The sequence below is a fragment of the Achromobacter sp. genome (assembly GCF_057314935.1).
Genome location: NZ_DBHKZA010000030.1, coordinates 38,053 through 60,331 on the forward strand (window position 1 = coordinate 38,053; position 22,279 = coordinate 60,331).

Consider the following 22,279-nt stretch of genomic DNA (forward strand, 5'->3'; position numbering starts at 1 on the left):
TGGAAATCCGATGACACGCCGTACGCTGCTGCTGGCCATGGCCGGCCTGACCGTTGGCCCGCTGCACGCCATTGCCTCGCCGGAACGCGACGCGATCATCCGTCAGGTCTATGCGGCGCCATCCGCAGCGCTCGCCTACACCGGCCAGCATGCGGCCCTGGTACGTCTGTTGCGCGTGCTGTGGATGCCCGTCGAATCCGGCGCCCCCACCGTCGATTTCGAGCAACCGCTGCTGGGCGGCGCCGACACGCTGGCCATCGCATGCAAAACGCTCAGGACCACGGACGACGCGCTCGCCATCCGCCGCCTGGCTGAAGTGTGCCGTCTGCTGCCGCGTTACGTGGGATCCCTTGGCACGCTGCGGCCCGGACGTTACGCCGTGCCGGCTGAAATGAAAGAGGCGTTCGACTTCCCGGAAAGCGGTGTCGACGCGCAAGGCGGGTTCACACTGAAACAGGCGCATCTGACGTTGCTGCGGGCAGCGGTCTGGCGCGAGGTGGATGCGAAGTCGCTGCAGGCCGTGCTGCGCGAAGGCGAACGATTCTGGCCGATGCCGTACATCGACGGCAAACGGCCCTATGGCGATGCCAGCCATTACCAGATCGACATGGCCCGCCTGCTGGGCGAGCCCTATCCGGTGGACGGCAAGGGCTATGCCGTGATCGACCCCGCCCGGGACGCCAGGCTGAAACGGCTGCACTACGAAACGCTGGCGGCGCTGCAAGTGTTTTTGGGTCACTCCGCCGCAAGCAAAGCGAAGCAATAGCGCCCCGGTGGCTAGGCGCGGTGGATGAAGCTGCGAATGTCATCCGCGATCGGCACCACCGCCAGCAGGGTCAACAGCAACGCCAATGGCCAGGTGGACCCGAAGCCGAAGTGGAAGAACGAATAGGCGCCCGTCACGCCTCCCACGAAGAACAGCGTCACCATCAGGCTCAGCACGGTCAGCTTCGCGCGGTCGGCGCGCACGGGCGGCATGGTCTGGGCATCGCCTTTGGCCACATTCCAGTAAAACAGCTTGCCCAGTTCAATGCCGATGTCGGTCACCATGCCCGTCACGTGCGTCGTGCGGATCTCGGACCGCGACACCTTGGTGATCATCGCGTTCTGCAGGCCCATGATGTAGCACAGCAGCATGACCGTGCCCGGCACGTAGAACCAGCGCAAGGTCTCCAGGTTGGCGCCCAGCAGCCCGAAGGCCAGCAACAGCATGGCTTCGAGCAACAGCGGCAGGGCGTATTCGCTGGCCAGGTGGGAACGCCGGCCGAAATTGATCAGGAAGGCGGAGCTGGCCGCGCCGGCCAGGAAGGAAAGCAAGGCGGCCACGCCCTGCAGCACCACGATCATGCCGCCCAACGCCATGTGGTCGGCCATCATCGAGACGATGCCCGACATGTGCGAGGTGTACTGCTGAACGGCCAGGAAACCGCCGGCATTGACCGCACCGGCGGTGAAAGTCAGGAAGTAGGCAAGATGCCTGTTGGCTTGCGGGCTGCGGCTGACGGCCGTCAACCGCCGCAAATACGGAATGGCCACGCTAGTCCCTTCAAAACAAGAACGTTGAACGTCACAGCGAGAACTCCCGAAGGTTGGCGACGCGCTCGGCCAGGCCCTCGGCCCCTAGATAATGGCCCAGTTTGCCCGCTCGCACGCGACGCAGGTCTTCCTGGTAGCTGTTGGCCATGGAATCCCGCACCTCGGCGTAGGCGGCGTCTATGCCTACTCCGCAGGCCTGGGCAATCAGGCGCGCGGCCTCGGGCGATCCGCAGGCCACGCAGCGCGCCACGCCCAACGCGTCGGCGACGGCGCCGTGGGCGAGCAGGCCTTGAACCAATCCGGGCGACGGCTTGCGATCCAGGCGATGGATCGCCGTGGGGCTGACGGGGGCGCCGGCCTGCAGCAAGGCGTCGGCCGCCGCGTAGGCATGGTGCATCAGCGCGACCTCAACCGGCTTGGCGCTGCCGCGCAGCGGCAAATCAAAAGACATGCCCTGCCCGGCCAATTGCTGCACCAGCGCGGCATCATCGTGGGCTAGCGCATGTTGCAATGCCAAGCCGGCCAGATGCGGCGACGCCAGCAGCGTGCCGGCCGCCAGCGGGCCGCGCCAGTCCACCCGCGCACGCAGGTAGAACGCCATCACTTTATCCGCCAGGGCCTGCGGCATGCCGTGGTCCGAGACCCGCTCGTCCAGATACTCCAGCACGCGCACGCCGGGGCTGTCCTCGTCTTGTTCCGGGTCCGTCTCAAGGCATAGCGCGGCGAATGCCGCGTGCAGGTCCGGCGCTATCCTCGCGATGCCGTCCTGCTGCAAGGCATGGGTCCAGCCCGGCAAGCCCTTCTTCCACGCCACGATGCTGCCTGCGCTCGGGCCCGGTTCGACGGCGACATAGATGCGGTCGCAATACTCGAAACCGCCGATCGGCAGATAGCGCAGCTTGCCGTTCCAGGTCTCCCCGTCTTCGTCGGCGGCCTCTTCGGCGCACGCTTGTTCGTGTTCGATCCATCCTGCCAGATCGCGGTAGTGGTCGCTGCCGTCATAGAACAATTCGGCCCAGCTCAGCGCCTCTTCATTGCCGTCCATTTTCGCGCGCAGATCGTAGGCCAGCTCGCCGCCCGCGGTCAGGCGCCACAAGTCGCGCAGCGCGTCCGGCAACGGGCCGGCGCACGCCGCTTCGATTTCTGCGATGCGCGTCTCGGCCAAGGGAGGCTGCACGGCGATCAGGACGCGATCCGCGAACAGGGCAATGCCATGCTCGCGCAGCGCCCGCGATTCATCGGGGGAAAAGAAGTCGCTCATGGGGAATCTTCGGAGTTGCGGCTGCAGAGATTCTACTAGCGCCCTTGCGCGATAAGATTGCCGGCCGCAGATGCCGCACAGAGGTTGCCCTTGGCTTTCCACACGAAAACGTATGACGTCTATCTGGTGCTGACGGGCGCCGAGTCGGCCCGCCCCTGGTCCACCGACGTCTGGCTTCCCATCGCGCAGGCGCTTGCGCCCTTTACCGTTTCCGCGCGCGGCAAGGCGGCGGTGCGCTGCGTGCAGATCGACAAGCACACAAGGAAAAGCGCCAAATTCGGCAGACTCGCCTGGAACGAGGTATCCCACCGAAAATGGACGCATGACGCGCCGGACGCGGCGCCTTGGACGTTCATTGGCTCGGAAGCCTGGGCGCCGTCCTGGACCCAATGCGAAAAAGACAATGAAGCGCCGGACTGCTACGTCTCGGTGTCGCCCCCCTGCGCCGTGGCCCTTGCCACGCCGATGCAATTTGGCGGCAAGCTGCTGGTGGCCTTGGCCGCCGACGCGCCCGACGCGCTCAGGGCGCAATTGCGCGCGGCCATCGCCGGCATCGCCCGCGATCTGGACAGCCCCTTGGCCGTCTATCAGCAGCGGCCCTGGGGCAAGGCCTCGTACGGGGGATTCAACGGCGCGATGAACGACTTGAGCTTCGCCGGCCTGTTCAAGGCCGGCAACCCGCAGATGCGGCCGCTGGACCTGGAGACGTTTGTCGACGCCTGGTCCCTGGTCCAGCCCTGAACGCCGCCGCGCTTACGCCGCGCCCGATTCGGCCAGTTGCTTGCGCCGGAATTCGCCTTGGCGCACATGCATCCAGCCGGGATATTCGGGCGGCAGCGCACTGACCTTGTCCAGCGCGGCCAGTTCGTCCTGCGTCAGGGTGATGCCGGTGGCCGCCAGGTTGTCGTCCAGCTGATCGACGCGCTTGGCGCCGATGATGACGCTGGTTACCACCTGCTGGTGCAGCAGCCAGGCCAAGGCCACCTGCGCCACCGACACGCCGCGCGCGTCGGCCACCGTTTTCAGGACGTCGATGCTGTCATAGGCGCGGTCGCGGTCGACGGGCGGGAAGTCGAACGCGGCACGGCGGCTACCGGCTTCGGCCGAGCCGTCGCGTCCATACTTGCCGCTGAGCAGGCCGCCGGCCAGCGGGCTCCACACCATCAGGCCCACCCCTTCGCTTTGCAACATGGGGACCAGTTCGCGTTCCAGGTCGCGGCCCGCGATCGTGTAATAGGCCTGCAGCGATTCGAACCGCGCCAGCCCCAGGCGCTCGGCGATGCCCAGCGCCTTCATGATCTGCCAGGCGGCCCAGTTGGAGACGCCCACGTAGCGCACGTGGCCGTGCTGCACCAGGTTGTCCAGGGCGCGCACGGTTTCCTCGACCGGCGTGGCCGGGTCGAACCCATGGATCTGGTAGAGGTCGATATGGTCCAGCTGCAAACGCGACAGGCTTTTCTTGACGCTGTCCAGGATGTGCGAGCGGGAATTACCGCGCGCATTCACGCCGGCGCCAGTCTGGCCAAAGACCTTGGTAGCGATGACGACCTCATCGCGCGCCACCTTCAGGTCGCGCAACGCCTGCCCGGTGATCATTTCCGACCGCCCCTCGGAATACACGTCCGCCGTGTCGATGAAATTGACGCCCGCATCCAATGCCCGGCCCACCAGGCGGTTGGCGTCCTCTTGCTGCAGGTCGCCGATCTTGCTCCACAGCTCGCCTTCGCCGCCGAACGTCATGGTGCCCAGGCAGAGTTCCGAGACGAACAGGCCGGTGCTGCCGAATTTCTTGTACCGCATGATTGCACTCCTTCTGGGGGGCAGCCGGCCTGCGCACCCCGGGATGGGGCGCCGGACGCTGGCTTGCCGGGGTGAAGACAGTATGCGTCCGGAAGGCCGCCCGCGCGCTGCTTGATCCTGCCCCTTTTTTGCCTGATTCTCTGGCAGGTGCGGCAGAGGATCAGGCATGCGCCCGATCCTCCAATCTTTTTGCCCATTTCTCCACACCCCGATATGGCGACTGTCCAGCCCGCCGTTGCTGGGCATACACTGGAGCCCGCTTAATCCTCTGCTCCGCCGGTCGCCCGCGCGGGCGGCACGCTTTCAGGAGCCTCCATGCCTATTACTACCGCTGCACCCGGAGATTTCGCGAACGCCGCCTCCCTGGACATCGCTTACGAGCCGGCGCGCCGCGAGCTGCTCTGCACGCTGGACCGGATGACGGGGCACTTGGAAGGCTCGCTGGACACGCCTATCGAGGGCTTGTACCTGCACCGCTTGTCGCAGCCCACCGGCGCCAAACCCGGTTTGCAGAAAGCGGCGCTGGCGGTCATTGCCCAAGGGTCCAAGCGCCTCTTGATCGGCGACGAGTCCTATGAGTACGACCCCTTCCACTACCTGATTTCATCGGTGGATCTGCCCGTGGTGGCCAAGGTGTCGGTCGCCAGTCCGACCCTGCCGTATCTGGGCCTGCGCCTGGACCTGAACCCGGAAGAGATCGCCGAACTGATCAGCGACGAGAACCTCCCACCACTGCTGCCGGCCGAAGCGTCGCGCGCGCTGTGCGTCAATCCGCTGGGCGGGTCGCTGCTGGACGTCGTGCTGCGGCTGCTGAGGCTGCTGGACACCCCGCGCGACATCCCCATCCTGGCGCCCATGGTCAAGCGCGAACTGCTCTACCGCCTGCTGATGAATGGCCAGGGCGTGGTGCTGCGCCAAACGGTGCTGCAGGACAGCCAGCTCAACCGCGTGGCCAAGGCCATCCGCATCCTGCGCGACAACTACGCCCAGCCGCTGCGCGTGGAGGAGATCGCGCGCGACGTGCACATGAGCGTGTCGTCGCTGCATCACCACTTCAAGCAGGCCACCGCGATGAGCCCGCTGCAATACCAGAAGCACCTTCGATTGCAGGAAGCCCGCCGCCTGATGCTGAGCGACGATGCCGGCGTGGCGTTGGCCGCGCACGCCGTGGGCTATGAAAGTTCGTCGCAATTCAGCCGCGAATACAGCCGCCTGTTCGGCACGCCACCGCTGCGCGACAAGCAGCGCTGGAAAGAAGAATCAGTCGGCGCGCCGGCCTGATCCGGCAGGGCGTCGGCAACCGGCGCCGCGCGCAGGCTTTCCGCCTGGGGACGTAGCGGGCGTTATATGCTCCCCGCTGTATCCCATTTTCAGAACAGCGGAAAGTCCATGCACGACTTGAATGATCTCTATTACTTTGTCCAGGTCGTCAGGAACGGCGGTTTTGCGCCGGCCGGGCGCGCCCTGGACATCCCCAAGTCCCGCCTCAGCCGCCGCATCGCCCTGCTTGAAGACCGCCTGGGCGTGCGCCTGATCCAGCGGTCGACCCGCACCTTCGCCGTGACCGAACTGGGCCAGGAATACTTCGACCAGTGCCTGTCGATGCTGGCCGGCGCCGAAGCCGCGCAGGACGTCATCGACCGCACCCACGCCGAGCCGCAAGGCACGATCCGCATGAGCGCGCCGCCCGCGCTGATCTATTACTTCCTGGGCGATGTCGTGGCGCGCTTCATGGAAAAGTGCCCCAAGGTGCACGTGTACCTGAAAAGCTTTTCGCGCCCGGTCGACGTGCTGCGCGAGGGGTTCGACCTGGCGGTGCGCGTGCGGTTCGGCCCCATCGAAAGCAGCGACCTGGTGATGAAGCACCTGGGCATCAGTTGCCAGAGCCTCGTGGCCAGCCCGGCGCTGGCGCGCACGCTGCCCGCGGGCGCCGACGTCAGCCAGATCAGCCAGCTGCCCACGCTGGCGCTGGGCACTGAGCAGCGCGAATGCCAATGGCGCCTGGACGGCCCTGACGGCGCCCGGCAGAACGTGCCGTTCACCCCCCGGCTGGTCACGGACGACATGCTGGCGCTCAAGCAAGCCACGCTGCGCGGCGTGGGCGTAGCGGCCCTGCCCCTGATGATGATCCGCGACGAACTGGATGCGGGCACGCTGGTGCCGGTCGGCGCGCCCTGGTATCCGGAGCCGGGCGCCGTCCATGCCGTATTCCCGTCGCGTCGGGGCTTGTTGCCCGCCGTGCGCGAGCTTCTGGATTTCATGAATGCGGAGTACCGTGAAAGCGCCCGACGCGAATACGAGACCCAGCAACGCCACGGCATCCCCTTTCTGAAAAGCGGCCTCGCATCGTCCGATTTATAGAACGCTGAGGCGCGAAAACTCCGTCTACCGGGGTTATTGGCTTGTATTTAGAATTCTGTTCATGCACTCACGTGTTCAACCCCGCGCCAATCCCGCGCACCACGACCTGACGACATAACGGAGCAAACCATGACCAAACCCTATGTGAAACTGGACAAGAACGAAGCCGCCGTCCTGCTGGTGGACCACCAGGCCGGCCTGCTTTCCCTGGTGCGCGATTTCCAACCCGACCAGTTCAAGAACAACGTGCTGGCCCTGGCCGATCTGGCTGAATACTTCAAGCTGCCCACGATCCTGACCACCAGCTTCGAAGACGGCCCCAACGGCCCGCTGGTCCAGGAATTGAAAGACAAGTTCCCCAAGGCGCCCTATATCGCCCGCCCCGGCAACATCAACGCCTGGGACAACGAAGACTTCGTAAAGGCCGTCAAGGCTACCGGCAAGAAGCAACTGATCATCGCCGGCGTGGTCACTGAAGTGTGCGTCGCCTTCCCCGCCCTGTCGGCGCTGGAAGAAGGCTTCGACGTGTTCGTCGTGACCGATGCTTCGGGCACGTTCAACGAAGTCACCCGCAACGCCGCCTGGAGCCGCATGGAGCAGGCCGGCGCGCAATTGATGTCGTGGTTCGGCGTGGCATGCGAACTGCATCGCGACTGGCGCAATGACGTCGAGGGTCTGGGCACGCTGTTCGCCAACCACATCCCCGACTACCGCAACCTGATGGCCTCCTACTCGGCCAACCGGTCCGCCAAGTAATCACGCCCCTTCCCCCACAGGCCGGACGCAAAATAATTGCATCCGGCCTGCATCCGATTGGGTCTCCCGCGTGTAGTACCTGTACCGGCGCGCATCGGGCGCGTCGTCTACAGGCACTTTCCTGCCGCTGGAGACCACTCATGAAGACCCAACGTCCGAATCGCATTCCCACCGTTGCCGGCCTGTTCGCCGTGTCGCTCCTGGCCGCTTGCGGCTCGATGAGCGCCAAGTCCATGGCCTATTCGCAGACCGACCTTCCCGCAAGCGTCCGAGTGCCCGCGGGCAACAAGGTAGCCTGGGAAACCGTAGGCGTGGGTGAAATCACCTATGAATGCCGCGCCAAGGCGGACATGAAGAGCCAGACCGAATGGGTCTTCGCCGGCCCCAAGGCGGTCTTGAACGACCGCCAGGGCAAGCAGGTAGGCACCTACTACGGCCCCCCGGCCACCTGGGAAGCCATGGACGGGTCCAAGCTGACCGGCACGCAAGTGGCGGTTGCGCCATCGGGCGACGGCCACCTGCCCTTTCAACTGGTGAAGGCCAACCCCGCCGAGGGAGCCGGCGCGCTGACGGGCGTGACGTATATCCAGCGCGTGGCGCTCAAGGGCGGCGTGGCGCCGAAGACGCCTTGCACGCCGGCCACGCTGGGCCAGAAGAGCCAGGTGCAATACCAGGCCGACTACATCTTCTGGAAGGCGAACTAAAAGCCCCGCCCGGGCCGGCCGCATGCGGCGGCAGGCACGGGCGGCGTCAAGGGGAGTCCGGTAAGATGGCGCAACCGACCACCGTGCGTACCTTTTCCGCACGGCCGCCCACTTCCCGCTCCCGCTCTCGCATGCCGAATCGCCTGGCCCCGGATTTCGATTACGACGCTGCGATCAAGGAGTGCGCCGCCGGCCGCCGCCCGGCGCTGGAAGCCCTTTACCGGCAAGAAGGCCCGCGCCTGCTTGGCGTGGCCCAACGACTGCTGCGCGACCGCACGTGGGCCGAGGACATCGTGCATGACGCTTTCGTCAGGATCTGGAACCAGGCGGGCAGCTTCGACGCATCCCGCGGATCGGGGCGCGGCTGGGTCTACAGCATCACCCGCAACCTGGCGCTGAACGCGCTGCGCGACACGGCGCGCGAGACCGGCGTCGATGAAGAGGCGGCCGCCGCCCTGGACGCCCGCGACGCCATCGAAGCCTGGCACGACACGCGCGACGCCTTCGATTGGCGCGCCAGTGCCGGCCAGATCGGCCCGTGCCTGGAACAATTGGAACCCGTGCGCCGCAACTGCGTACTGCACGCGTATGTGGAAGGGTTGTCGCACAGCGAGATCGCCCAACGCCTGGGGGCGCCGCTGGGCACCGTCAAAGCCTGGATCAAGCGCAGCCTGCAAGCGCTCAAGGAGTGCCTGGCATGACCGCCCCCCAAGAATCCCCCGACAGCCTGGACGAACTGGCGGGCGAATATGTGCTGGGCACCTTGTCGGCCCAGGCGCGCCGCGATGTTCAGGCCCGTCTGCCGCACGACGCGGCGTTGCGCACCGCCATCGCACGCTGGGAAGAGCGGCTGCTGCCGCTTGCGAACCTGTCTGCGCCCCTGGAACCGTCAGCCAGTCTTTGGCCGCGCATCACCCGCACGCTTGACGCGGAAAGCCCCCAACGCAAACCCTTGGCCGACCGGCCTGCGCCCGGCCTTTGGGATAGCCTGTTCTTCTGGCGCAGCCTGGCCGCCGGCGGCATGGCCGCAGTGCTGATCCTGGGCAGCACGCTGGCGCTGCGGCCCGCGCCTGCTCCGGGCGCCGCGCAATACGTCGTGGTGCTGGTGGCGCCGCAATCGCAGGCGCCGGGCTGGGTGGTGCAGGCCCAGGCCGGCCAGAACGCCGTGCAACTGGTGCCGCTCGCCGCCACTGAAGTCCCGGCGGACCGCGCACTGGAGTTCTGGACCAAGGCCGACGGTTGGGCCGGCCCTGTGTCATTGGGCCTGATCAAACCTGGCGAGGCAGTTCGCATCCCGTTGGACAAGCTGCCGCCGCTGGAACCCAACCAGCTCTTCGAGCTGACGCTGGAACCCAAGACCGGTTCGCCGATCGGCAAGCCCACGGGACCCATCCAGTTCATCGGGCGCGCGGTCAAGATGCTGTAGAAGGCGCCGTCCGGGCGCAGCGGCCCGGACAGGCGAGCGGCTTACTTCTTGCGCTGGAAGGGATACGCCTGCTGCGCCAGGAAGGAACCCGGCATGTCGTTGTCCAGGATGCCGTAGTTCTCTGGCAGGCGCTTGCCGACGCCGCGCACGGCGGTGCCGAAGATATAGTCGATGAACGAGAAATGCGCGGCGTAGTTCTTGTCGATCGCTTCCGTGTCCGACGAGTGGTGCCAGTGGTGGAAATCAGGCGTCACGATGATGTAGCGCAGCCACCCCCACGGCAGCTTCACGTTCGAATGGATCAACACCGCCTGGAAACCGACGATGATGATGTAGGCGTCCAGCACCGACTTCGAAAAGCCCAGCACGAACAGCACGCCCAGCACGGCGACACGCGTGATCAGCAATTCAACGATATGCAGGCGCGAGCCGGCCAGCCAGTCCAGCGTGCGCGTGCTGTGATGCACCGCATGGAAGCGCCACATGACCGGCACCTCGTGATACACCCGGTGCGCCGCGTACTGCGCCAGGTCGGCAACCAGCACCGCCACGAACAGCTCCAGCAAATACGGCATGGACTGGATCGCGGCTTGCAGGGGCTCGTATGCCGCCCAGGAAAACAGGCGGTGGATGAAGAAGTTGATGCACAGCAGCACCGCACCCACCGACAGGTGGTTGAACAGGAAGTGCTTCATGTCCACCTGCCACTCGCCGCGGAACACCGGCTGGCCCGGATAGAGCGGCGTGAGCTTCTCGAAAATGATGAAGACCGTGCTGGAGGCCAGCAGGTCCAGGATGAACCAGTCCAGGCCCAGATAGGGGTGATTGCCGGTATTGGTCGTCGTCACCACGACCTGGCTGCCGCCGGCCGCCACGGCGCAGCAGACGAGCACGAAGGCGGTGATGTTCAGCCAGCGCTGGCGGCCCAACACGGTATTGGCCAGCGCGATCGAACCCGAGATGAGCAGGGCGCCGAAGAGCAAGGTGCGCATCGCGTCCACGGAATAGAACGCACGCAGCTCCGGCGTGGTCAGATAGGCCGGGAAATGGAAGGCCAGCACGCCCAGCACCGACAGGATGGCCAGGAAGAGCGCGATCACGCCGCTCATCATCCCTGTGCCGGCGTGGATACGTCCGTCCTGTCGGAAAAGTTCAAAGACCTGCCGATAGATAGGCACGCGCTGTTTCATGTCACTTTTATGGCTGACCACGGGGAAGCGAGTGTATCGCCGGGCGGCAACACCCATGTAATGAAACGTGAGCATGCGCGACAGAGTTGCTACCGCCGCGCCGCGCCTTGCGTGGCGTCAATGCCGGGCGTGTGGCGGCGGGTCGTGCGGTTGACAAGGCGCGGGCGTTGGCGTGTCATGGAATTGACGCCGATGCGCGTCGTGCCTGGCGCGACACCGGTCCCGTCAACTGGTATCCAAGAGAGGCCCCAATGTTCCCTGAATATCGCCAACTCATTACCCAGCTGAAATCCGAGAATGCGCATTTCTCGGCGCTGTTCCAACGTCATAACGATCTGGACCAGGAGATCAAGAACATGGAAGACGGCATCGTGCCGAGTTCCGGCACCAATATCGAGGTGCTGAAAAAGGAAAAGCTGCAGTTGAAGGACAAGCTGTACGGTTTGCTGCGCGCAGCGGACCAAGGCGGCGGCTGAGCCGCCCGCGCCCTTGACGACGGTTGCGTGCTTCGCGCTTCAGAATGGGAAGTACGCCGCCGTCCGTTGGAACCGCAACCGGAGGCAGGCCGGGATGCGTCGGCTTGAATATAGCAGCATTCGCCCATTGCTTACATTAAGCTGAACACATAAAATCCCCTCCCGCACGGGCAACCGCCTGAAACCGGGAAGAGGAACATCGAGATGCAGGACAAAGACTTCAAGGAAGGCGAGGCCGTCTTGCCGGTGACCGGCTGGGCGATGATGCCCGTCGTGGAATACGATTCGCTGCTGGTCCGCCTGGACTTCATCACGCAAGCCGCGCAATCCCCCGACCAAGCCAGCCGCGGGCGGGTCTACGCGCTGACTTCCGAACAGATCCAGATGCTGCTGGAATCCCTGCAAACCCAATTGCAGACATTGAATGCTTCCCTGGCTGCGGCACGCCCGCATTAAGCGGCGCAGGCAGGACGCGGCCCATTAAGCAGAACTGAACTTGGTTTAGGCTATTTAGTTTTTCTAATCTTCGCGCAACGGCTAGTCTGTCGCCCTTTTACAGGGTGATCCATGACAACCGCCTTCATTCCCGGCTTCCTGCTCAGTCTTGGCCTGATCCTCGCGATCGGTGCACAAAATGCGTTCGTCCTGCGGCAGGGACTACGCCAGGAATACGTCTTCGCCATCTGTCTGACCTGCGCGGTGTCAGACGCCATCCTGATTGCCGCCGGCGTGGCCGGGTTCGGACTGGCCGTGGACACCCTGCCCTGGCTGGAACCCGCCATGCGATATGGCGGCGCCCTGTTCCTGTTCGTCTACGCGGCGCGCAGCCTGCGCGCCGCCCTGCGCACGCAACACGACAGCCTGTCGCCCTCGACGAGGCAAACGGCGGGCTTGGCCGCCACGCTGGCGGCCTGTCTGGCCTTCACATGGCTGAACCCGCACGTCTACCTGGACACCGTGGTGCTGCTTGGGTCGATTTCCAGTCAGTATGAAGGCGCCAAGACCGCATTCGCGCTGGGCGCCATGTCGGCGTCGTTCGTCTTCTTCTTCACGCTGGGCTACGGCGCCCGCTTGCTGCGGCCCTTCTTCGCCAACCCGAAAGCCTGGCGCGTGCTCGATGGCTGCGTCGGGGTCGCGATGGCGGCCATCGGGCTCAAGCTGGTCCTGTAGAGGGCCTCGCGGCACGTCATCTACAATCCGTTGACGTGCCGGCCTCCACCAAGGCGCCGGCCTGCAGCAACACACAGGCAGCATGACACGCGCGAAAAAAACAGCTTCAACCAAAAGACGCCCGGCAGCCCGGTCCCAATCCAAAGCGGGGAATCGCGCCTATCGATTCCTGCGAGCCCTCCTTCTCTCGTCGCTGGCGAGTTTCGGCGCGGCCACCTATGTCCTGAAGCCGCAATGGCCGGCGCAGTTCACGCCGCAAGCCATCCTTGATCGGTTGGGATGGCCCGGCCAAGATACTTACGCGCCCGTGGCGGTGCAAAACGGGGCGCTGACCCAGACGCGGTTCGCGGAATGCCCGCAGTTCTTTCCACGGGGCCACCTGCCCGCGGTCCCCGCGCGCCAGAATTTGCGTGAACTTTGCTTTTCCGGCTTCGCCATCCTGCACAATGGCCAGACCAAGACATCGGTGTTCGTCGCCGAACGGCTGAACCGGAAAATGCTGACCCAGGCCCAAGGCTTGCAGCGGACCGACAAGTTCTACGCCGAGGCGCGCCTGCCCAACGCGGAACGCGCCAATCTCGACGACTACCGGGGATCCGGCTATTCGCGCGGCCACATGGCGCCCGCCGCGGACATGTATTCCAAGGACACCATGGCGCAAAGCTTCTCGCTGGCCAACATGGTGCCCCAGGACCAGATACACAATAGCGGGGCATGGAGCCGCATCGAACAAGACACGCGCAAGTACGTCATGCGCGCCTCGGGCGATGTCTACATCTTCACTGGCCCGGTCTACGGCGACAAGCCCAAGACTATTGGATCCGGCGTGGCGGTGCCCAGCCATCTCTTCAAGCTTGTGTATGACGCGACGACGGGACGCTCCTGGGTGCACTGGCAGGCCAACAGCCCCAGCACAAAGGAAGGCCCGCCGATCACGTATGAAGAGTTTGTCAGGCGGACAGGGATGCGACTGCTGCCCGCGGCGGGATAGCTGCGGGCAACCTGCGCGCGCAAGGCGCAGGCCCCTTCAGCGGCCTGCCGCGCGCTGTTTCAGGCTGGCCGCCAGCTTGGCCAGCGGCGCCTTGGCCGCATCGATGTCCTGCTGCCACGCGGCGCCCGGCTTATAGGCCAGGATGGCCGAAAAAGACTGTGCCGCGGCCAGGAACTCCGGATCTTTCAGCGCGGCCTCCAATGCCGCCTGCAAGCGGTCGCGAATCTCGGGCGGCACGTCTTTGTCTACTGCCAGCCCCCGGTCCGACGGGACGACCACATCAAACCCTTCTTCCTTGGCCGTGGGCACGTCCGGCAGCATCGGCGCGCGCTTGTCTACGAACTGGGCGAGCACGCGCAGCTTGGTCTGCTCTGCGGCCGGGTTGGGCACCGCCGTATGGCTGGAGAAAATCATGTCGACGTGGCCGCCGATCAACGCGATTTTCGACTGGCCGGTTCCCGTAAACGGCACCTCGGTAAACGCGGCTCCGCTCTCCTGCGTCAAGATGCTCAGGGCCACGCCGCCATTGCTGCCCAATCCGTTCTGGCCGATGCTGACATCGGCGCGTCCGGCCTTGACCGCTGCCACCAGGTCTTTCAACGAGGTGTACGGACTGTCGGCGCGCGCGACCAATAGCGTCGGGTCGCTGACGACGCGGCCGATCAGTGCGAACTTGTCGGGGTCGTAGGGCGTCGATTGGACCAACGGCATGAAATTCATGGGTGGCGTGTTCACCATCGCGACCGTATAGCCGTCCTTGGCGGCCCGCTGCACATAGGCGTTGGCGATCGCGCCCGATGCGCCGGGCTTGTTCACGATGATGAGGTTGGCGGCGCCCGAGAGGTGCTTCTGCAGGTAAGGCGCCAAGGTGCGGGCCAGCACGTCGGTTTCCCCGCCCGCAGCGAATCCGACCACCAGTTCGATGGGCTTGTCGCCGGGCCAGGCGGCGAGCGCCGGCGAACAGAAACCTGCAACGGTCAGGATGGCGGCGCGCAGGGCGCCCTGATGAAAGGCGATTGCCATGGTTTGTCTCCTTGAGTTCTGTCTATTTCTTGTTTTGAGGCGTGGGCCCGCGTGCGCGCTAGAGCAGGCAGTCGGGCTGTTGGCGCACGATTGCGTCATAAATGGGCTGGAAGTGCAGCCAAGCCATGAAAGGCGTCGCCAGATGCTTTTTGGAATGCAGGGCAGCCTCCCGGCCGATCAGCTTCAGCGGCTTGCCCGTCGCCTCAGCCTTGAGCTGGATTTCGCACGCGCGTTCCGCAGCGATGAACCACCAGGCGGCTTCTTCCACCGATTCGCGCCCGGCCGAAAACAGCCCGTGATTCTGATGGATGGCGATCTTGGCGTTGCCGAAGGCCCGAGCCACCGCATGGCCCTTGAGGTTTTCGACCACCACCGCACCGGCTTCTTCGGTGATCAGGGCCTGGTCTTCGTAGAATCCGCAGGCGGTCTGGGTGATGGGGTCGAGTTCGCGGCCCAGCGCGGCCCACGCCATGCCATGGGTGGTGTGCGCGTGACAGGACGCCACCAGGTCGCGGTTCGCCTCATGAATCGCCGAATGCAGGACAAAGCCTGCGCGATTGACTGCCCAGCGTCCTTCCAGCACCGTGCCCAGATGGTCGACCAGCAGCATGTCGCTGGCGCGGACCCGTCCGAAATCCATCGCGAACGGATTCGTCCAGTAGAGATCCGGATGCTCGGGATCTCGCACCGTCACGTGGCCCGCGAAGCCGTACTCGTAGCCGAATTTGGCGAAGACCCGGCATACCGCCGCCAGCCTCTGGCGGCGATGCCAGCGCTCTGCCGGGATCGAATCAAACGTGGGGTAGGCGGGAAAGTAGAGGTCTTCCTGTTCGGGACGGTAGACCGTTTGCTGAGTGGCTGACATGGGGACTCCTGCAGAAAATGAAGCGTTCCGGGATTCTAGGGAGTGGCCTAACATGGGAGCCAATCACGAAAACGATGCCGGCCATAAAGCCTGCTTATGGAGACGCCACGATGCTGTCCCGGATCCAGTTACGCCACCTGGAAGCCTTCCACGCCGTCATGATGTCCGGCTCGATCACCGGCGCGGCGGCGCTGCTGAACGTCACGCAGCCCGCCATCAGCGCGACGATCAAGCACTTCGAGCAACGCCTGGGTTTCATCCTGTTCCGGCGCCAAGGCGGGCGCCTGGAGCCCACGCCGGAAGCGCGCGCGCTGTTGCCCGAAGTGCAGGACATCTTCGGCCGCGTCACCGGCCTGGAGCGCTTCAGCCAAGACCTGGCCGAGGGCATACAGGGGTCGTTGTCGATCGCCGCCAGCTCGCCGATCGCCAATGCGTGGCTGGCGCAGGCGGTCGCCGAATTCGTCGAAACGCGCCCCAAGGTCCGCATCTCCCTGCAGTCGATGGATTCCAACCTGATCGCCGAGCGGCTCATCAACGAACAGATCGACCTGGGCGTGGCGTTCACGCAAGGTGACCGCCATGGCATCGAATCGCTGCGGGTCGGCGGCGCGGTGCTCAGCTGTATTTTTCCGCATACGCATCCGCTGGCTCAGCTGGCCGCGATTTCGATTGAAGACCTGGTGCCCTACCCCATCATCACGTACGTGCCGCAGGCCCTGCTCAGGCATCGCCTGAGCGCCTTCATGGACCGCCCCCTGGACATCCGCCTGGAAGTCTCGACGTCCATGACGGGCATCGTGCTCGCATTCCATGGCGCCGGCGTGGCGCTGGTGGAGTCCAGCCTGCTTGCGGCGCTGCCGATCCCGGGCTTGACGCATCGGCCGCTGGTGCCCGACATCCAGGTCCATAGCCATGTGCTGTGGAGTACGCTGCGCCCCGAGCGGACGCTCTCCAGGATGTTCCTGCAGCATCTGACCGAGCGAAACTGCCTGGACGCCGCCTGAGCCCCGGCTTGCGGCGGGGCCCTCGCATGGCCCCTACTCCCGAATAAGCCCGATGGCGCGCGAGAACAGCGCACGCTGCTGCTGCAGATAAGCGCCGTATTCCGTTGGCCCCAGCACGCTGACCTCAGCGCCCAGGCCAGCCAGCGTCTTGTCCACCTCGGCGCCATGCTCGGCCACGACCTTGCGCGTTGCCTGATAGAGCTTATCGACCACCTGCGGCGGCGTCCCCTTGGGCGCCATGAGTCCATAGATCGTGGGGCTTCCGACCGCGTATCCCAGTTCGCGCAGCGTGGGCACGTCGGGGTAGGCCTGCAGGCGTTTGTCGCTGAACACGGCCAGCGGCCGCAGCCCGCCCGCCTGGATGTGCGCCTGCGCCGGCCCCACGGCGGAAACGGCGATATCGGTATGGCCGCCGAGCAACGCCGTCACGGCCGGCGTACTCCCCTGGAAAGGGATGTGGCGCAGCTTGATCTTCGCTTCAGCGGCGAACGTCTCGCCCAGCAGATGACTGATGCCCATGGCGCCGGAGGTGCCGTAGGCGATGGCGTCGGGCCGCGCCCGCGCGTCGGCCACCACATCGGCCAGCGTCTTGTACTTGGAGTTGCCCTGCGCGACGATCATCATGCCGCCCAGCGCAATGGCCGCGACCGGCGTGAAGGAGTCTGTCGTGTACTTGATTTCCTTGTTGGCCAGCGGCACAACGACGAGGGACCCTGGCGAACTGCCGACGATGGTGTAGCCGTCAGGCGACGCCGCTGCCGTGAAAGCCGCGCCAATACCGCCACCCGCGCCAGGCTTGTAGTTCACGATCAGCGGCTGGCCGACGTACTGGCCCATCTTCTCCGTGATCGGCCGCAGCATCTGATCGGTATCCCCGGGCGCAAAGGGAATCACAAGCTGGATCGGCTTGGCCGGATAGGCCGGTTCGGCATGAACCGGCGCGCTCAGGGCAAAGCCCAGCGCGACGGATGCCACGACAGCGCCAAAATGATTCTGCATGGTTGTCTCCCATTATCGTTATGTCCGGCTTGCGCCGTTTACTCGTGATCGACTTGTATGGCCTCCAGGAACCGCGACACCATGTTGTAGGCCGCGATGGTGGCCGTGATCTCCACGATCGCCTTGTCGTCGTAGGCTTGGCGCACCGCGGCGAATGTCGCGTCGCGCACGCGGATCGCGCGCGTCATTTCGTCGCAATAGGCCATGGCCGCGCGCTCAGCGCCGTCCAATGCGGTGAAATCGCCGGCCTTCACGCCTTCGACCTGGCGTTCGTCGCATCCCGCCCGCAGCGCGATGGGCAGGTGTTGTTCGAATTCGTAATCGGCCTCGTTCAGGACCGCCACGCGCAGGATCAGCAGTTCCCTCAAGCGGGGCGGCAAGCTGCTTTTCTGACGGATGGCGGTCAGGTAGTTCAGCCAGCCTTCGGCCACAGGCGGACTGTTCAGCAGCATCTTGTAGAGATTCGGCAGGCTGGAACGTTCGCGCTGGATGCGCTCGACCAGCGGCCTTGTTTCCGGGTTGTTGCTATCCGCGTAAGCGACTCTTGCCATCGTTACCCCCCCTTGTCGTCAATCGCACCGGGCGCTCATGCCGCCATCGACGATGAGCTCGGTGCCGGTGATGAATCTGGCCTCGTCCGAGGCAAGGAAAAGCACGGCGTTCGCCGTGTCCCGCCCGTCACCCATGAAAGGCAGCGGGATGCGCTTCTGGCGCTTGCCCAGCAGCGCCTGGACATCGCCCGCCGCCTGTTGGGTCGCCAGGAACGCGTCCACCAAGGGCGTGTGCAACTGCCCCGGCAACACCGTGTTGATCCGCACGCCGTGCTTGGCGTATTCCACCGCCGCCACCCGGCCGAACTGCATCACCCCGGCCTTTGCGGCGGCATATCCGACCTGCGGCGCGCCCGTCCAGCGGATAGCCGACGTAGAGGAGACATTGACGACCGCGCCGCCGCCTTGCCCCGCCATGAGGCCCAGCACATGCCGGCACGTCGTAAACACCGAGGTCAGGTTCAAGTCGAGCTGCCGCTGCCAATCCGCTTCGGACAACGCGGTGGCGCCGCCCGGAATAGGGCCGCCGACGTTGTTCACCAGGATATCGATGCGGCCGTGCCGTTGCCGTATCGCGTCGACCAGACGGCCGACCTGCGCGGAATCGCCCACGTCGCAGAGGTGGGTTTCAATATTCGCGCGATAGTCGCCCGCGTGCTCCAACGTTTCGGGCAGGGAGTCCGGTTGCCGGTCCACCGCCATCACCAAGGCCCCCTCCTGGGCCAGGCGGACGGCGATGGCGCGTCCGTTGCCCCAGCCGGGCCCCACGCAGCCGGCGCCGAAGACCAGGGCGACCTTGCCGGCCACGCGGCCCGGCGGTTTGCTTGCGCTGTGCATGATGCCGTCCCCGCCTAGGGCGTGCTGAGGGTGATGCCGCCATCCACCACCAGCTGCTGGCCGGTGATGTAGCGGCTTTCGTCGCAAGCCAGGAAGGCCACCGCATGGGCGACATCCCAACTGTCGCCCATGCGGCCGGTCGGGACCTGCCCATGCCGGTGCGCCACGAACCCCTCGTAGTCGCCGCCCGCATACTTCTGCGCCAGGCGCTCGACCAACGGCGTGAACATCAGGCCCGGCACGACCGAATTCAAGCGCACGCCGTCTTTGGCGTAGATGACCGCCGTCGTCGCGGTCATCTGCATCAGGGCCGCCTTGGCCGCCGCATAGCCCACCTGGGGTTTGCCCGCATACCTCAGCCCGGCAATCGATGAGATGTTGATGATCGACCCGCCGCCGGCCGCCTTCATGAGGGGTATGACGTGCTTGCAGCACAAGAACGCGGAGGTCAGGTTGACCTGGATTTGATCATTCCAGGCGTCTTCGGACATCGTGACCGGGTCACCCGGTTCCGAGCGGCCGACGTTGTTCACAAGGATGTCGATGCGGCCATGGGCGGCGAGGCAGGCCTGGACCAGTTCCGCCACCTGCCGCGCGTCTCGGACATCGGCTTGCCCCACCTGGATGTCGCCGCCTTCAGCGGCAATCACCTCGGCGGACTGCCGGGCCGCCTCGATATCGAGGTCGCACCCGTACACCGACGCCCCCAGCCTGGCCAGGACTGCCGCGGTGGCCTTGCCGTTTCCCCATCCGTCGCCGAGCGTGCCGCACCCGGTCACCAACGCTACCTTTCCATCGAGGCGAAACATTCGAACTCCCTAGACGATGCCTGATGCACAGACTAAGGCCACGCGGCGGGCGCGTTAAGTTCCAATCCGAACGTTATTGATAGACAAAAAGAATGAATCTGACGACGAGACAACTGAGGGCCTTCGTGCTGCTGGCCCAGACCTTGAGCTTTCACAAGACTGCTGAAATGCTGCACGTCACTCAGCCGACGCTCAGCAAACTGCTCAAGGAAATCGAAGAGAGCATGGGGACGACGCTCTTCGAGCGCAGCACCCGCATGGTGCGCCTGTCCCGCGAGGGGCAGGACATCCTGGAGATCGCCCGCGGCATCACCGCCCACTACGACCAGGGCATGCTGGAGCTTGCCCAGCGCCTGCGCGACCGCAACAACCGCGTCGCGGTCGCCGCCCTGCCGACGCTGGCCGCGTCGCTGCTGCCCCAGTTGCTCAAGAATCTGGCGCAGGCGAACCCAAACGCGCGCATCGACGTGCATGACCCCATCGCCAGCGAGGCCCTGCAGTTGCTGCGCGATCGCCGCGTCGATATCGCGGTGACCGCCATGGGCGACGATGGCTCGCCCGACCTGCTCTACCAGGAACTGTTCACCGAACCCTTCGTGCTGTTCCACAGCCGCCAGGCCAAGCCGGCCATCACGCGCTGGATACCGGCCGAGCTTGCCAGGCTGCCGCTGATCAGCATGCCGCCGGGGACCAGCGTGCACGTGCTGACCGAACGCGCCTTCCGGCGTGAATCGCAACCCTTCCATCCGACCTATGCGCTGCGCGACCTCAACACCATCGCGCGCTTCGTCCAGGCCAACTGCGGCATCGCGCTGCTGCCGGAATCGTCGTTCGACCATACTGCCCACCGGGGCGTGGCCAAGACGCGGCTGCAGGGGGCGCTGTCGCGTTCAGTGGGCATGTTCATCCGCCGGGAATGCCGGCCGTCCCCGCTGGTGCGCCAGACCCTGGACGAGCTGCGCCGTCTGGGCGAAGCCAGGCAGTGCCAGGGAAAGCAGGCAAGATGACCGCCCGCGCCCGGGCCAACGCCTCCGCGCTGCAAGCGCCAGGAGCACGACGCATGCGCCCAGACGCGCTATGGCAAAATCAGCCCAGGCGCGCCACACAGGACGGAACGTTTTCTGGCCCGCCCGATTCCCAGAACTGTCCCAGGACGATATGAAAATTCACGGCAAGACCGCTGCGGAGATCTACGACAGCGTGCGCACTCTGGCGCTGTCCCGGCAGTTGTCCGCGGGCGCCTCCCTGCCGCCGGTGCGGGATCTGGCGGTAGACCTGGGCGTGAACCGCAATACGGTCGCCGCCGCCTACCGCCGCCTTGTCACTGCGGGCATTGCCGTCACGCAAGGACGCCTGGGCACGATCATCCGCGATCCATTTCAGGCCGGCGAACAGGAAGGCACCCTGGCCAATTCCCCCCTGACCGATTTCGCCAGCGGCAACCCGAACCCGGCGTGGCTGCCGGACGCCAACGCCGCCTTGCGCCTGCGTCCCTACAAAACGCGGCTGTATGGCGAGCCCACCATCAATGCGGGGTTGGAAGCGCACCTGCGCAACTGGTTCCAGCCCGACGCCCCTGCCCGTTTCGACATCGACCTGACGCACGGCGCCGTGGATGCCATCGAGCGGCTGCTGGGCGCCTATCTGGTGGCCGGCGACAAGGTGGCCGTGGAAAACCCCTGCTTCCTCAGCAGCATCAACACGTTGCGGACCATCGGCCTGCAGACCGTTGGCGTTCCCGTCGATGCGCAAGGCATGCAGGCCGACGGGCTGGAGGCGGCCTTGGCCAAAGGCGCGCAAGCCGTCATCATCACCCCGCGGGCGCACAATCCCACGGGCTGCAGCCTGAGCGAAAAGCGGGCACGCGCGCTGTCGCGCCTGCTGGCCAAGCATCCTGATGTCATGGTGATCGTGGATGACCACTTCGCCCTGCTGTCCAACGCCCCCTACCATTCGCCCATTCCCGACAATGCCTACCGCTGGGCATTGATCCGATCCTTCAGCAAGGCGCTTGGCCCCGATGTCCGGCTGGCTGCCGTCGCAAGCGACTCCGCCACATCCCGGCAACTGCGCTTGCGCCTGGCCGCCGGCACGAATTGGGTCAGCCACCTGCTGCAGGACATTGTCGAAGTCCAGCTTACGCAGCCCGAAACAGTCGAGCTGCTTACCCAGGCCCGCGCCGACTACGTCCGCCGCCGAAAGATGCTGGAAGACGCCCTGCGTGCCCAGGAAATCGATTGCCTGGCGCAAGGCGATGGCCTCAACCTTTGGGTGCCGCTGCAAACCGACGACCAGGCGATCGCCCTGGCGCTGGCGCGGCAAGGGTGGCTGGTCCGGCACGGAGACGCCTTCTCCGTCCAGGACGCGGTCAAAGGCCTGCGGATCACGATCTCCGGCATCGAGCCGGCGCAATGCGCCCGGCTTGCCCAAGACCTCAAGCACAGCCTGGGTTAACCGGCCTTGGCACGACGCGGCCACGCCCTGCGCCCGGACATTGTCCTAGGACATATATAATAATCA

At 65.4% G+C, this 22,279-nt stretch carries 24 protein-coding genes and 1 pseudogene; 15 read left to right on the top strand and 10 right to left on the bottom strand.

The window, feature by feature from the left end:
- The first annotated feature begins 10 nt into the window (after nucleotides 1–10).
- Nucleotides 11–766 (top strand): hypothetical protein, encoded by a 756-nt coding sequence (locus tag ACO6D5_RS13315; protein ID WP_485825633.1) that lies wholly within the window; start codon nucleotides 11–13, stop codon nucleotides 764–766.
- A 32-nt stretch (nucleotides 767–798) separates the two neighbouring features.
- Here the strand turns inward: ACO6D5_RS13315 and ACO6D5_RS13320 are convergent.
- Both ACO6D5_RS13320 and ACO6D5_RS13325 read right to left on the bottom strand, forming a co-directional pair.
- Nucleotides 799–1,536 (bottom strand): annotated as a pseudogene (locus tag ACO6D5_RS13320) (YoaK family protein); the annotation flags it as partial.
- Between the two features lie 31 nt (nucleotides 1,537–1,567).
- The gene (locus tag ACO6D5_RS13325) at nucleotides 1,568–2,797 is read right to left on the bottom strand and encodes an SMI1/KNR4 family protein (protein WP_485825634.1); all 1,230 of its coding nucleotides are present in this window, start codon (nucleotides 2,795–2,797) and stop codon (nucleotides 1,568–1,570) included.
- A 90-nt stretch (nucleotides 2,798–2,887) separates the two neighbouring features.
- Here ACO6D5_RS13325 and ACO6D5_RS13330 point away from each other — a divergent pair, with 90 nt between their 5' ends.
- Entirely contained in the window at nucleotides 2,888–3,538 is a 651-nt protein-coding gene (locus tag ACO6D5_RS13330) for a hypothetical protein (RefSeq protein ID WP_485825635.1), read from the top strand.
- Between the two features lie 12 nt (nucleotides 3,539–3,550).
- Here ACO6D5_RS13330 and ACO6D5_RS13335 read toward each other — a convergent pair whose 3' ends face one another.
- The gene (locus ACO6D5_RS13335) at nucleotides 3,551–4,597 is read right to left on the bottom strand and encodes an aldo/keto reductase (protein ID WP_315528761.1); all 1,047 of its coding nucleotides are present in this window, start codon (nucleotides 4,595–4,597) and stop codon (nucleotides 3,551–3,553) included.
- Nucleotides 4,598–4,912: 315 nt separating this feature from the next.
- Between ACO6D5_RS13335 and ACO6D5_RS13340 the strand changes: the two genes are divergently transcribed.
- The 6 genes from ACO6D5_RS13340 (at nucleotide 4,913) to ACO6D5_RS13365 (ending at nucleotide 9,844) form a co-directional block, all read left to right on the top strand.
- The gene (locus tag ACO6D5_RS13340; RefSeq protein ID WP_485825636.1) at nucleotides 4,913–5,878 is read left to right on the top strand and encodes an AraC family transcriptional regulator; all 966 of its coding nucleotides are present in this window, start codon (nucleotides 4,913–4,915) and stop codon (nucleotides 5,876–5,878) included.
- Nucleotides 5,879–5,986: 108 nt separating this feature from the next.
- Nucleotides 5,987–6,958 carry a LysR substrate-binding domain-containing protein gene (locus ACO6D5_RS13345; RefSeq protein ID WP_485825637.1) on the top strand — a complete coding sequence of 324 codons (972 nt, stop codon included), beginning with the start codon at nucleotides 5,987–5,989 and terminating at the stop codon, nucleotides 6,956–6,958.
- A 129-nt stretch (nucleotides 6,959–7,087) separates the two neighbouring features.
- Complete coding sequence (ycaC, locus tag ACO6D5_RS13350) at nucleotides 7,088–7,714, top strand: isochorismate family cysteine hydrolase YcaC (protein ID WP_006227836.1); 627 nt, start codon at nucleotides 7,088–7,090, stop codon at nucleotides 7,712–7,714.
- Nucleotides 7,715–7,854: 140 nt separating this feature from the next.
- Nucleotides 7,855–8,418: a DUF3455 domain-containing protein gene (locus tag ACO6D5_RS13355; protein WP_485825638.1), complete on the top strand. Its 564-nt coding sequence runs from the start codon at nucleotides 7,855–7,857 to the stop codon at nucleotides 8,416–8,418.
- Nucleotides 8,419–8,549: 131 nt separating this feature from the next.
- Nucleotides 8,550–9,119 carry a sigma-70 family RNA polymerase sigma factor gene (locus ACO6D5_RS13360; protein ID WP_485825639.1) on the top strand — a complete coding sequence of 190 codons (570 nt, stop codon included), beginning with the start codon at nucleotides 8,550–8,552 and terminating at the stop codon, nucleotides 9,117–9,119.
- Nucleotides 9,116–9,844 carry an anti-sigma factor gene (locus ACO6D5_RS13365; protein ID WP_485825640.1) on the top strand — a complete coding sequence of 243 codons (729 nt, stop codon included), beginning with the start codon at nucleotides 9,116–9,118 and terminating at the stop codon, nucleotides 9,842–9,844. The genes ACO6D5_RS13360 and ACO6D5_RS13365 overlap by 4 nt, the downstream gene beginning before the upstream one ends.
- Nucleotides 9,845–9,885: 41 nt before the next feature.
- Here ACO6D5_RS13365 and ACO6D5_RS13370 read toward each other — a convergent pair whose 3' ends face one another.
- Nucleotides 9,886–11,034 (bottom strand): sterol desaturase family protein, encoded by a 1,149-nt coding sequence (locus tag ACO6D5_RS13370; RefSeq protein WP_315528750.1) that lies wholly within the window; start codon nucleotides 11,032–11,034, stop codon nucleotides 9,886–9,888.
- 251 nt (nucleotides 11,035–11,285) lie between these two features.
- Between ACO6D5_RS13370 and ACO6D5_RS13375 the strand changes: the two genes are divergently transcribed.
- From ACO6D5_RS13375 to ACO6D5_RS13390, 4 genes are all read left to right on the top strand, one after another.
- A complete protein-coding gene (locus tag ACO6D5_RS13375; RefSeq protein WP_006227831.1) occupies nucleotides 11,286–11,510 on the top strand; it encodes an HP1242/YdcH family protein in 225 nt (74 codons plus the stop codon).
- A gap of 204 nt (nucleotides 11,511–11,714) precedes the next feature.
- Nucleotides 11,715–11,966, top strand: a complete 252-nt coding sequence (locus tag ACO6D5_RS13380) for a hypothetical protein (protein WP_315528748.1) — start codon at nucleotides 11,715–11,717, stop codon at nucleotides 11,964–11,966.
- Nucleotides 11,967–12,077: 111 nt separating this feature from the next.
- The gene (locus ACO6D5_RS13385) at nucleotides 12,078–12,680 is read left to right on the top strand and encodes a LysE/ArgO family amino acid transporter (protein WP_485825641.1); all 603 of its coding nucleotides are present in this window, start codon (nucleotides 12,078–12,080) and stop codon (nucleotides 12,678–12,680) included.
- 82 nt (nucleotides 12,681–12,762) lie between these two features.
- Complete coding sequence (locus tag ACO6D5_RS13390) at nucleotides 12,763–13,671, top strand: DNA/RNA non-specific endonuclease (protein WP_485825642.1); 909 nt, start codon at nucleotides 12,763–12,765, stop codon at nucleotides 13,669–13,671.
- Nucleotides 13,672–13,707: 36 nt separating this feature from the next.
- On the opposite strand, the gene ACO6D5_RS13395 is transcribed toward ACO6D5_RS13390, so the two are convergent.
- Nucleotides 13,708–14,694, bottom strand: coding sequence for a tripartite tricarboxylate transporter substrate binding protein (locus tag ACO6D5_RS13395; RefSeq protein ID WP_485825643.1), 987 nt, complete (start codon nucleotides 14,692–14,694; stop codon nucleotides 13,708–13,710).
- 58 nt (nucleotides 14,695–14,752) lie between these two features.
- On the bottom strand, nucleotides 14,753–15,559 hold the full coding sequence (locus ACO6D5_RS13400; protein ID WP_088591310.1) for a class II aldolase/adducin family protein: 807 nt from the start codon (nucleotides 15,557–15,559) through the stop codon (nucleotides 14,753–14,755).
- A 110-nt stretch (nucleotides 15,560–15,669) separates the two neighbouring features.
- Between ACO6D5_RS13400 and ACO6D5_RS13405 the strand changes: the two genes are divergently transcribed.
- A complete protein-coding gene (locus ACO6D5_RS13405; protein WP_485825644.1) occupies nucleotides 15,670–16,563 on the top strand; it encodes a LysR family transcriptional regulator in 894 nt (297 codons plus the stop codon).
- Nucleotides 16,564–16,596: 33 nt separating this feature from the next.
- On the opposite strand, the gene ACO6D5_RS13410 is transcribed toward ACO6D5_RS13405, so the two are convergent.
- Genes ACO6D5_RS13410 through ACO6D5_RS13425 form a run of 4 tightly spaced genes read right to left on the bottom strand, consistent with a single transcriptional unit; the run spans nucleotide 16,597 to nucleotide 19,759 of the window.
- Nucleotides 16,597–17,562: a tripartite tricarboxylate transporter substrate binding protein gene (locus tag ACO6D5_RS13410; protein WP_485825645.1), complete on the bottom strand. Its 966-nt coding sequence runs from the start codon at nucleotides 17,560–17,562 to the stop codon at nucleotides 16,597–16,599.
- A gap of 38 nt (nucleotides 17,563–17,600) precedes the next feature.
- Nucleotides 17,601–18,113 (bottom strand): carboxymuconolactone decarboxylase family protein, encoded by a 513-nt coding sequence (locus ACO6D5_RS13415; RefSeq protein ID WP_485825646.1) that lies wholly within the window; start codon nucleotides 18,111–18,113, stop codon nucleotides 17,601–17,603.
- 18 nt (nucleotides 18,114–18,131) lie between these two features.
- Nucleotides 18,132–18,950: an SDR family NAD(P)-dependent oxidoreductase gene (locus ACO6D5_RS13420; RefSeq protein ID WP_485825647.1), complete on the bottom strand. Its 819-nt coding sequence runs from the start codon at nucleotides 18,948–18,950 to the stop codon at nucleotides 18,132–18,134.
- Nucleotides 18,951–18,964: 14 nt separating this feature from the next.
- Entirely contained in the window at nucleotides 18,965–19,759 is a 795-nt protein-coding gene (locus ACO6D5_RS13425; protein WP_315528735.1) for an SDR family NAD(P)-dependent oxidoreductase, read from the bottom strand.
- A gap of 92 nt (nucleotides 19,760–19,851) precedes the next feature.
- Between ACO6D5_RS13425 and ACO6D5_RS13430 the strand changes: the two genes are divergently transcribed.
- Nucleotides 19,852–20,766 (top strand): LysR family transcriptional regulator, encoded by a 915-nt coding sequence (locus ACO6D5_RS13430; protein WP_485825648.1) that lies wholly within the window; start codon nucleotides 19,852–19,854, stop codon nucleotides 20,764–20,766.
- A 151-nt stretch (nucleotides 20,767–20,917) separates the two neighbouring features.
- Nucleotides 20,918–22,213 carry a MocR-like B6 salvage transcription factor PtsJ gene (ptsJ, locus tag ACO6D5_RS13435; RefSeq protein ID WP_315528732.1) on the top strand — a complete coding sequence of 432 codons (1,296 nt, stop codon included), beginning with the start codon at nucleotides 20,918–20,920 and terminating at the stop codon, nucleotides 22,211–22,213.
- Nucleotides 22,214–22,279: the final 66 nt, after the last annotated feature.

Bases quoted from the DNA above. Each gene is read 5' to 3' on its own strand.
- ACO6D5_RS13385 (WP_485825641.1), top strand. From the start codon at position 12,078: ATGACAACCGCCTTCATTCCCGGCTTCCTGCTCAGTCTTGGCCTGATC.
- ACO6D5_RS13395 (WP_485825643.1), bottom strand. From the start codon at position 14,694: ATGGCAATCGCCTTTCATCAGGGCGCCCTGCGCGCCGCCATCCTGACC.
- ACO6D5_RS13375 (WP_006227831.1), top strand. From the start codon at position 11,286: ATGTTCCCTGAATATCGCCAACTCATTACCCAGCTGAAATCCGAGAAT.
- ACO6D5_RS13370 (WP_315528750.1), bottom strand. From the start codon at position 11,034: ATGAAACAGCGCGTGCCTATCTATCGGCAGGTCTTTGAACTTTTCCGA.
- ACO6D5_RS13335 (WP_315528761.1), bottom strand. From the start codon at position 4,597: ATGCGGTACAAGAAATTCGGCAGCACCGGCCTGTTCGTCTCGGAACTC.
- ACO6D5_RS13345 (WP_485825637.1), top strand. From the start codon at position 5,987: ATGCACGACTTGAATGATCTCTATTACTTTGTCCAGGTCGTCAGGAAC.
- ycaC (WP_006227836.1), top strand. From the start codon at position 7,088: ATGACCAAACCCTATGTGAAACTGGACAAGAACGAAGCCGCCGTCCTG.
- ACO6D5_RS13360 (WP_485825639.1), top strand. From the start codon at position 8,550: ATGCCGAATCGCCTGGCCCCGGATTTCGATTACGACGCTGCGATCAAG.
- ACO6D5_RS13420 (WP_485825647.1), bottom strand. From the start codon at position 18,950: ATGCACAGCGCAAGCAAACCGCCGGGCCGCGTGGCCGGCAAGGTCGCC.
- ACO6D5_RS13415 (WP_485825646.1), bottom strand. From the start codon at position 18,113: ATGGCAAGAGTCGCTTACGCGGATAGCAACAACCCGGAAACAAGGCCG.
- ACO6D5_RS13425 (WP_315528735.1), bottom strand. From the start codon at position 19,759: ATGTTTCGCCTCGATGGAAAGGTAGCGTTGGTGACCGGGTGCGGCACG.
- ACO6D5_RS13315 (WP_485825633.1), top strand. From the start codon at position 11: ATGACACGCCGTACGCTGCTGCTGGCCATGGCCGGCCTGACCGTTGGC.
- ACO6D5_RS13390 (WP_485825642.1), top strand. From the start codon at position 12,763: ATGACACGCGCGAAAAAAACAGCTTCAACCAAAAGACGCCCGGCAGCC.
- ptsJ (WP_315528732.1), top strand. From the start codon at position 20,918: ATGAAAATTCACGGCAAGACCGCTGCGGAGATCTACGACAGCGTGCGC.
- ACO6D5_RS13405 (WP_485825644.1), top strand. From the start codon at position 15,670: ATGCTGTCCCGGATCCAGTTACGCCACCTGGAAGCCTTCCACGCCGTC.
- ACO6D5_RS13410 (WP_485825645.1), bottom strand. From the start codon at position 17,562: ATGCAGAATCATTTTGGCGCTGTCGTGGCATCCGTCGCGCTGGGCTTT.
- ACO6D5_RS13400 (WP_088591310.1), bottom strand. From the start codon at position 15,559: ATGTCAGCCACTCAGCAAACGGTCTACCGTCCCGAACAGGAAGACCTC.
- ACO6D5_RS13365 (WP_485825640.1), top strand. From the start codon at position 9,116: ATGACCGCCCCCCAAGAATCCCCCGACAGCCTGGACGAACTGGCGGGC.
- ACO6D5_RS13325 (WP_485825634.1), bottom strand. From the start codon at position 2,797: ATGAGCGACTTCTTTTCCCCCGATGAATCGCGGGCGCTGCGCGAGCAT.
- ACO6D5_RS13340 (WP_485825636.1), top strand. From the start codon at position 4,913: ATGCCTATTACTACCGCTGCACCCGGAGATTTCGCGAACGCCGCCTCC.
- ACO6D5_RS13355 (WP_485825638.1), top strand. From the start codon at position 7,855: ATGAAGACCCAACGTCCGAATCGCATTCCCACCGTTGCCGGCCTGTTC.
- ACO6D5_RS13380 (WP_315528748.1), top strand. From the start codon at position 11,715: ATGCAGGACAAAGACTTCAAGGAAGGCGAGGCCGTCTTGCCGGTGACC.
- ACO6D5_RS13430 (WP_485825648.1), top strand. From the start codon at position 19,852: ATGAATCTGACGACGAGACAACTGAGGGCCTTCGTGCTGCTGGCCCAG.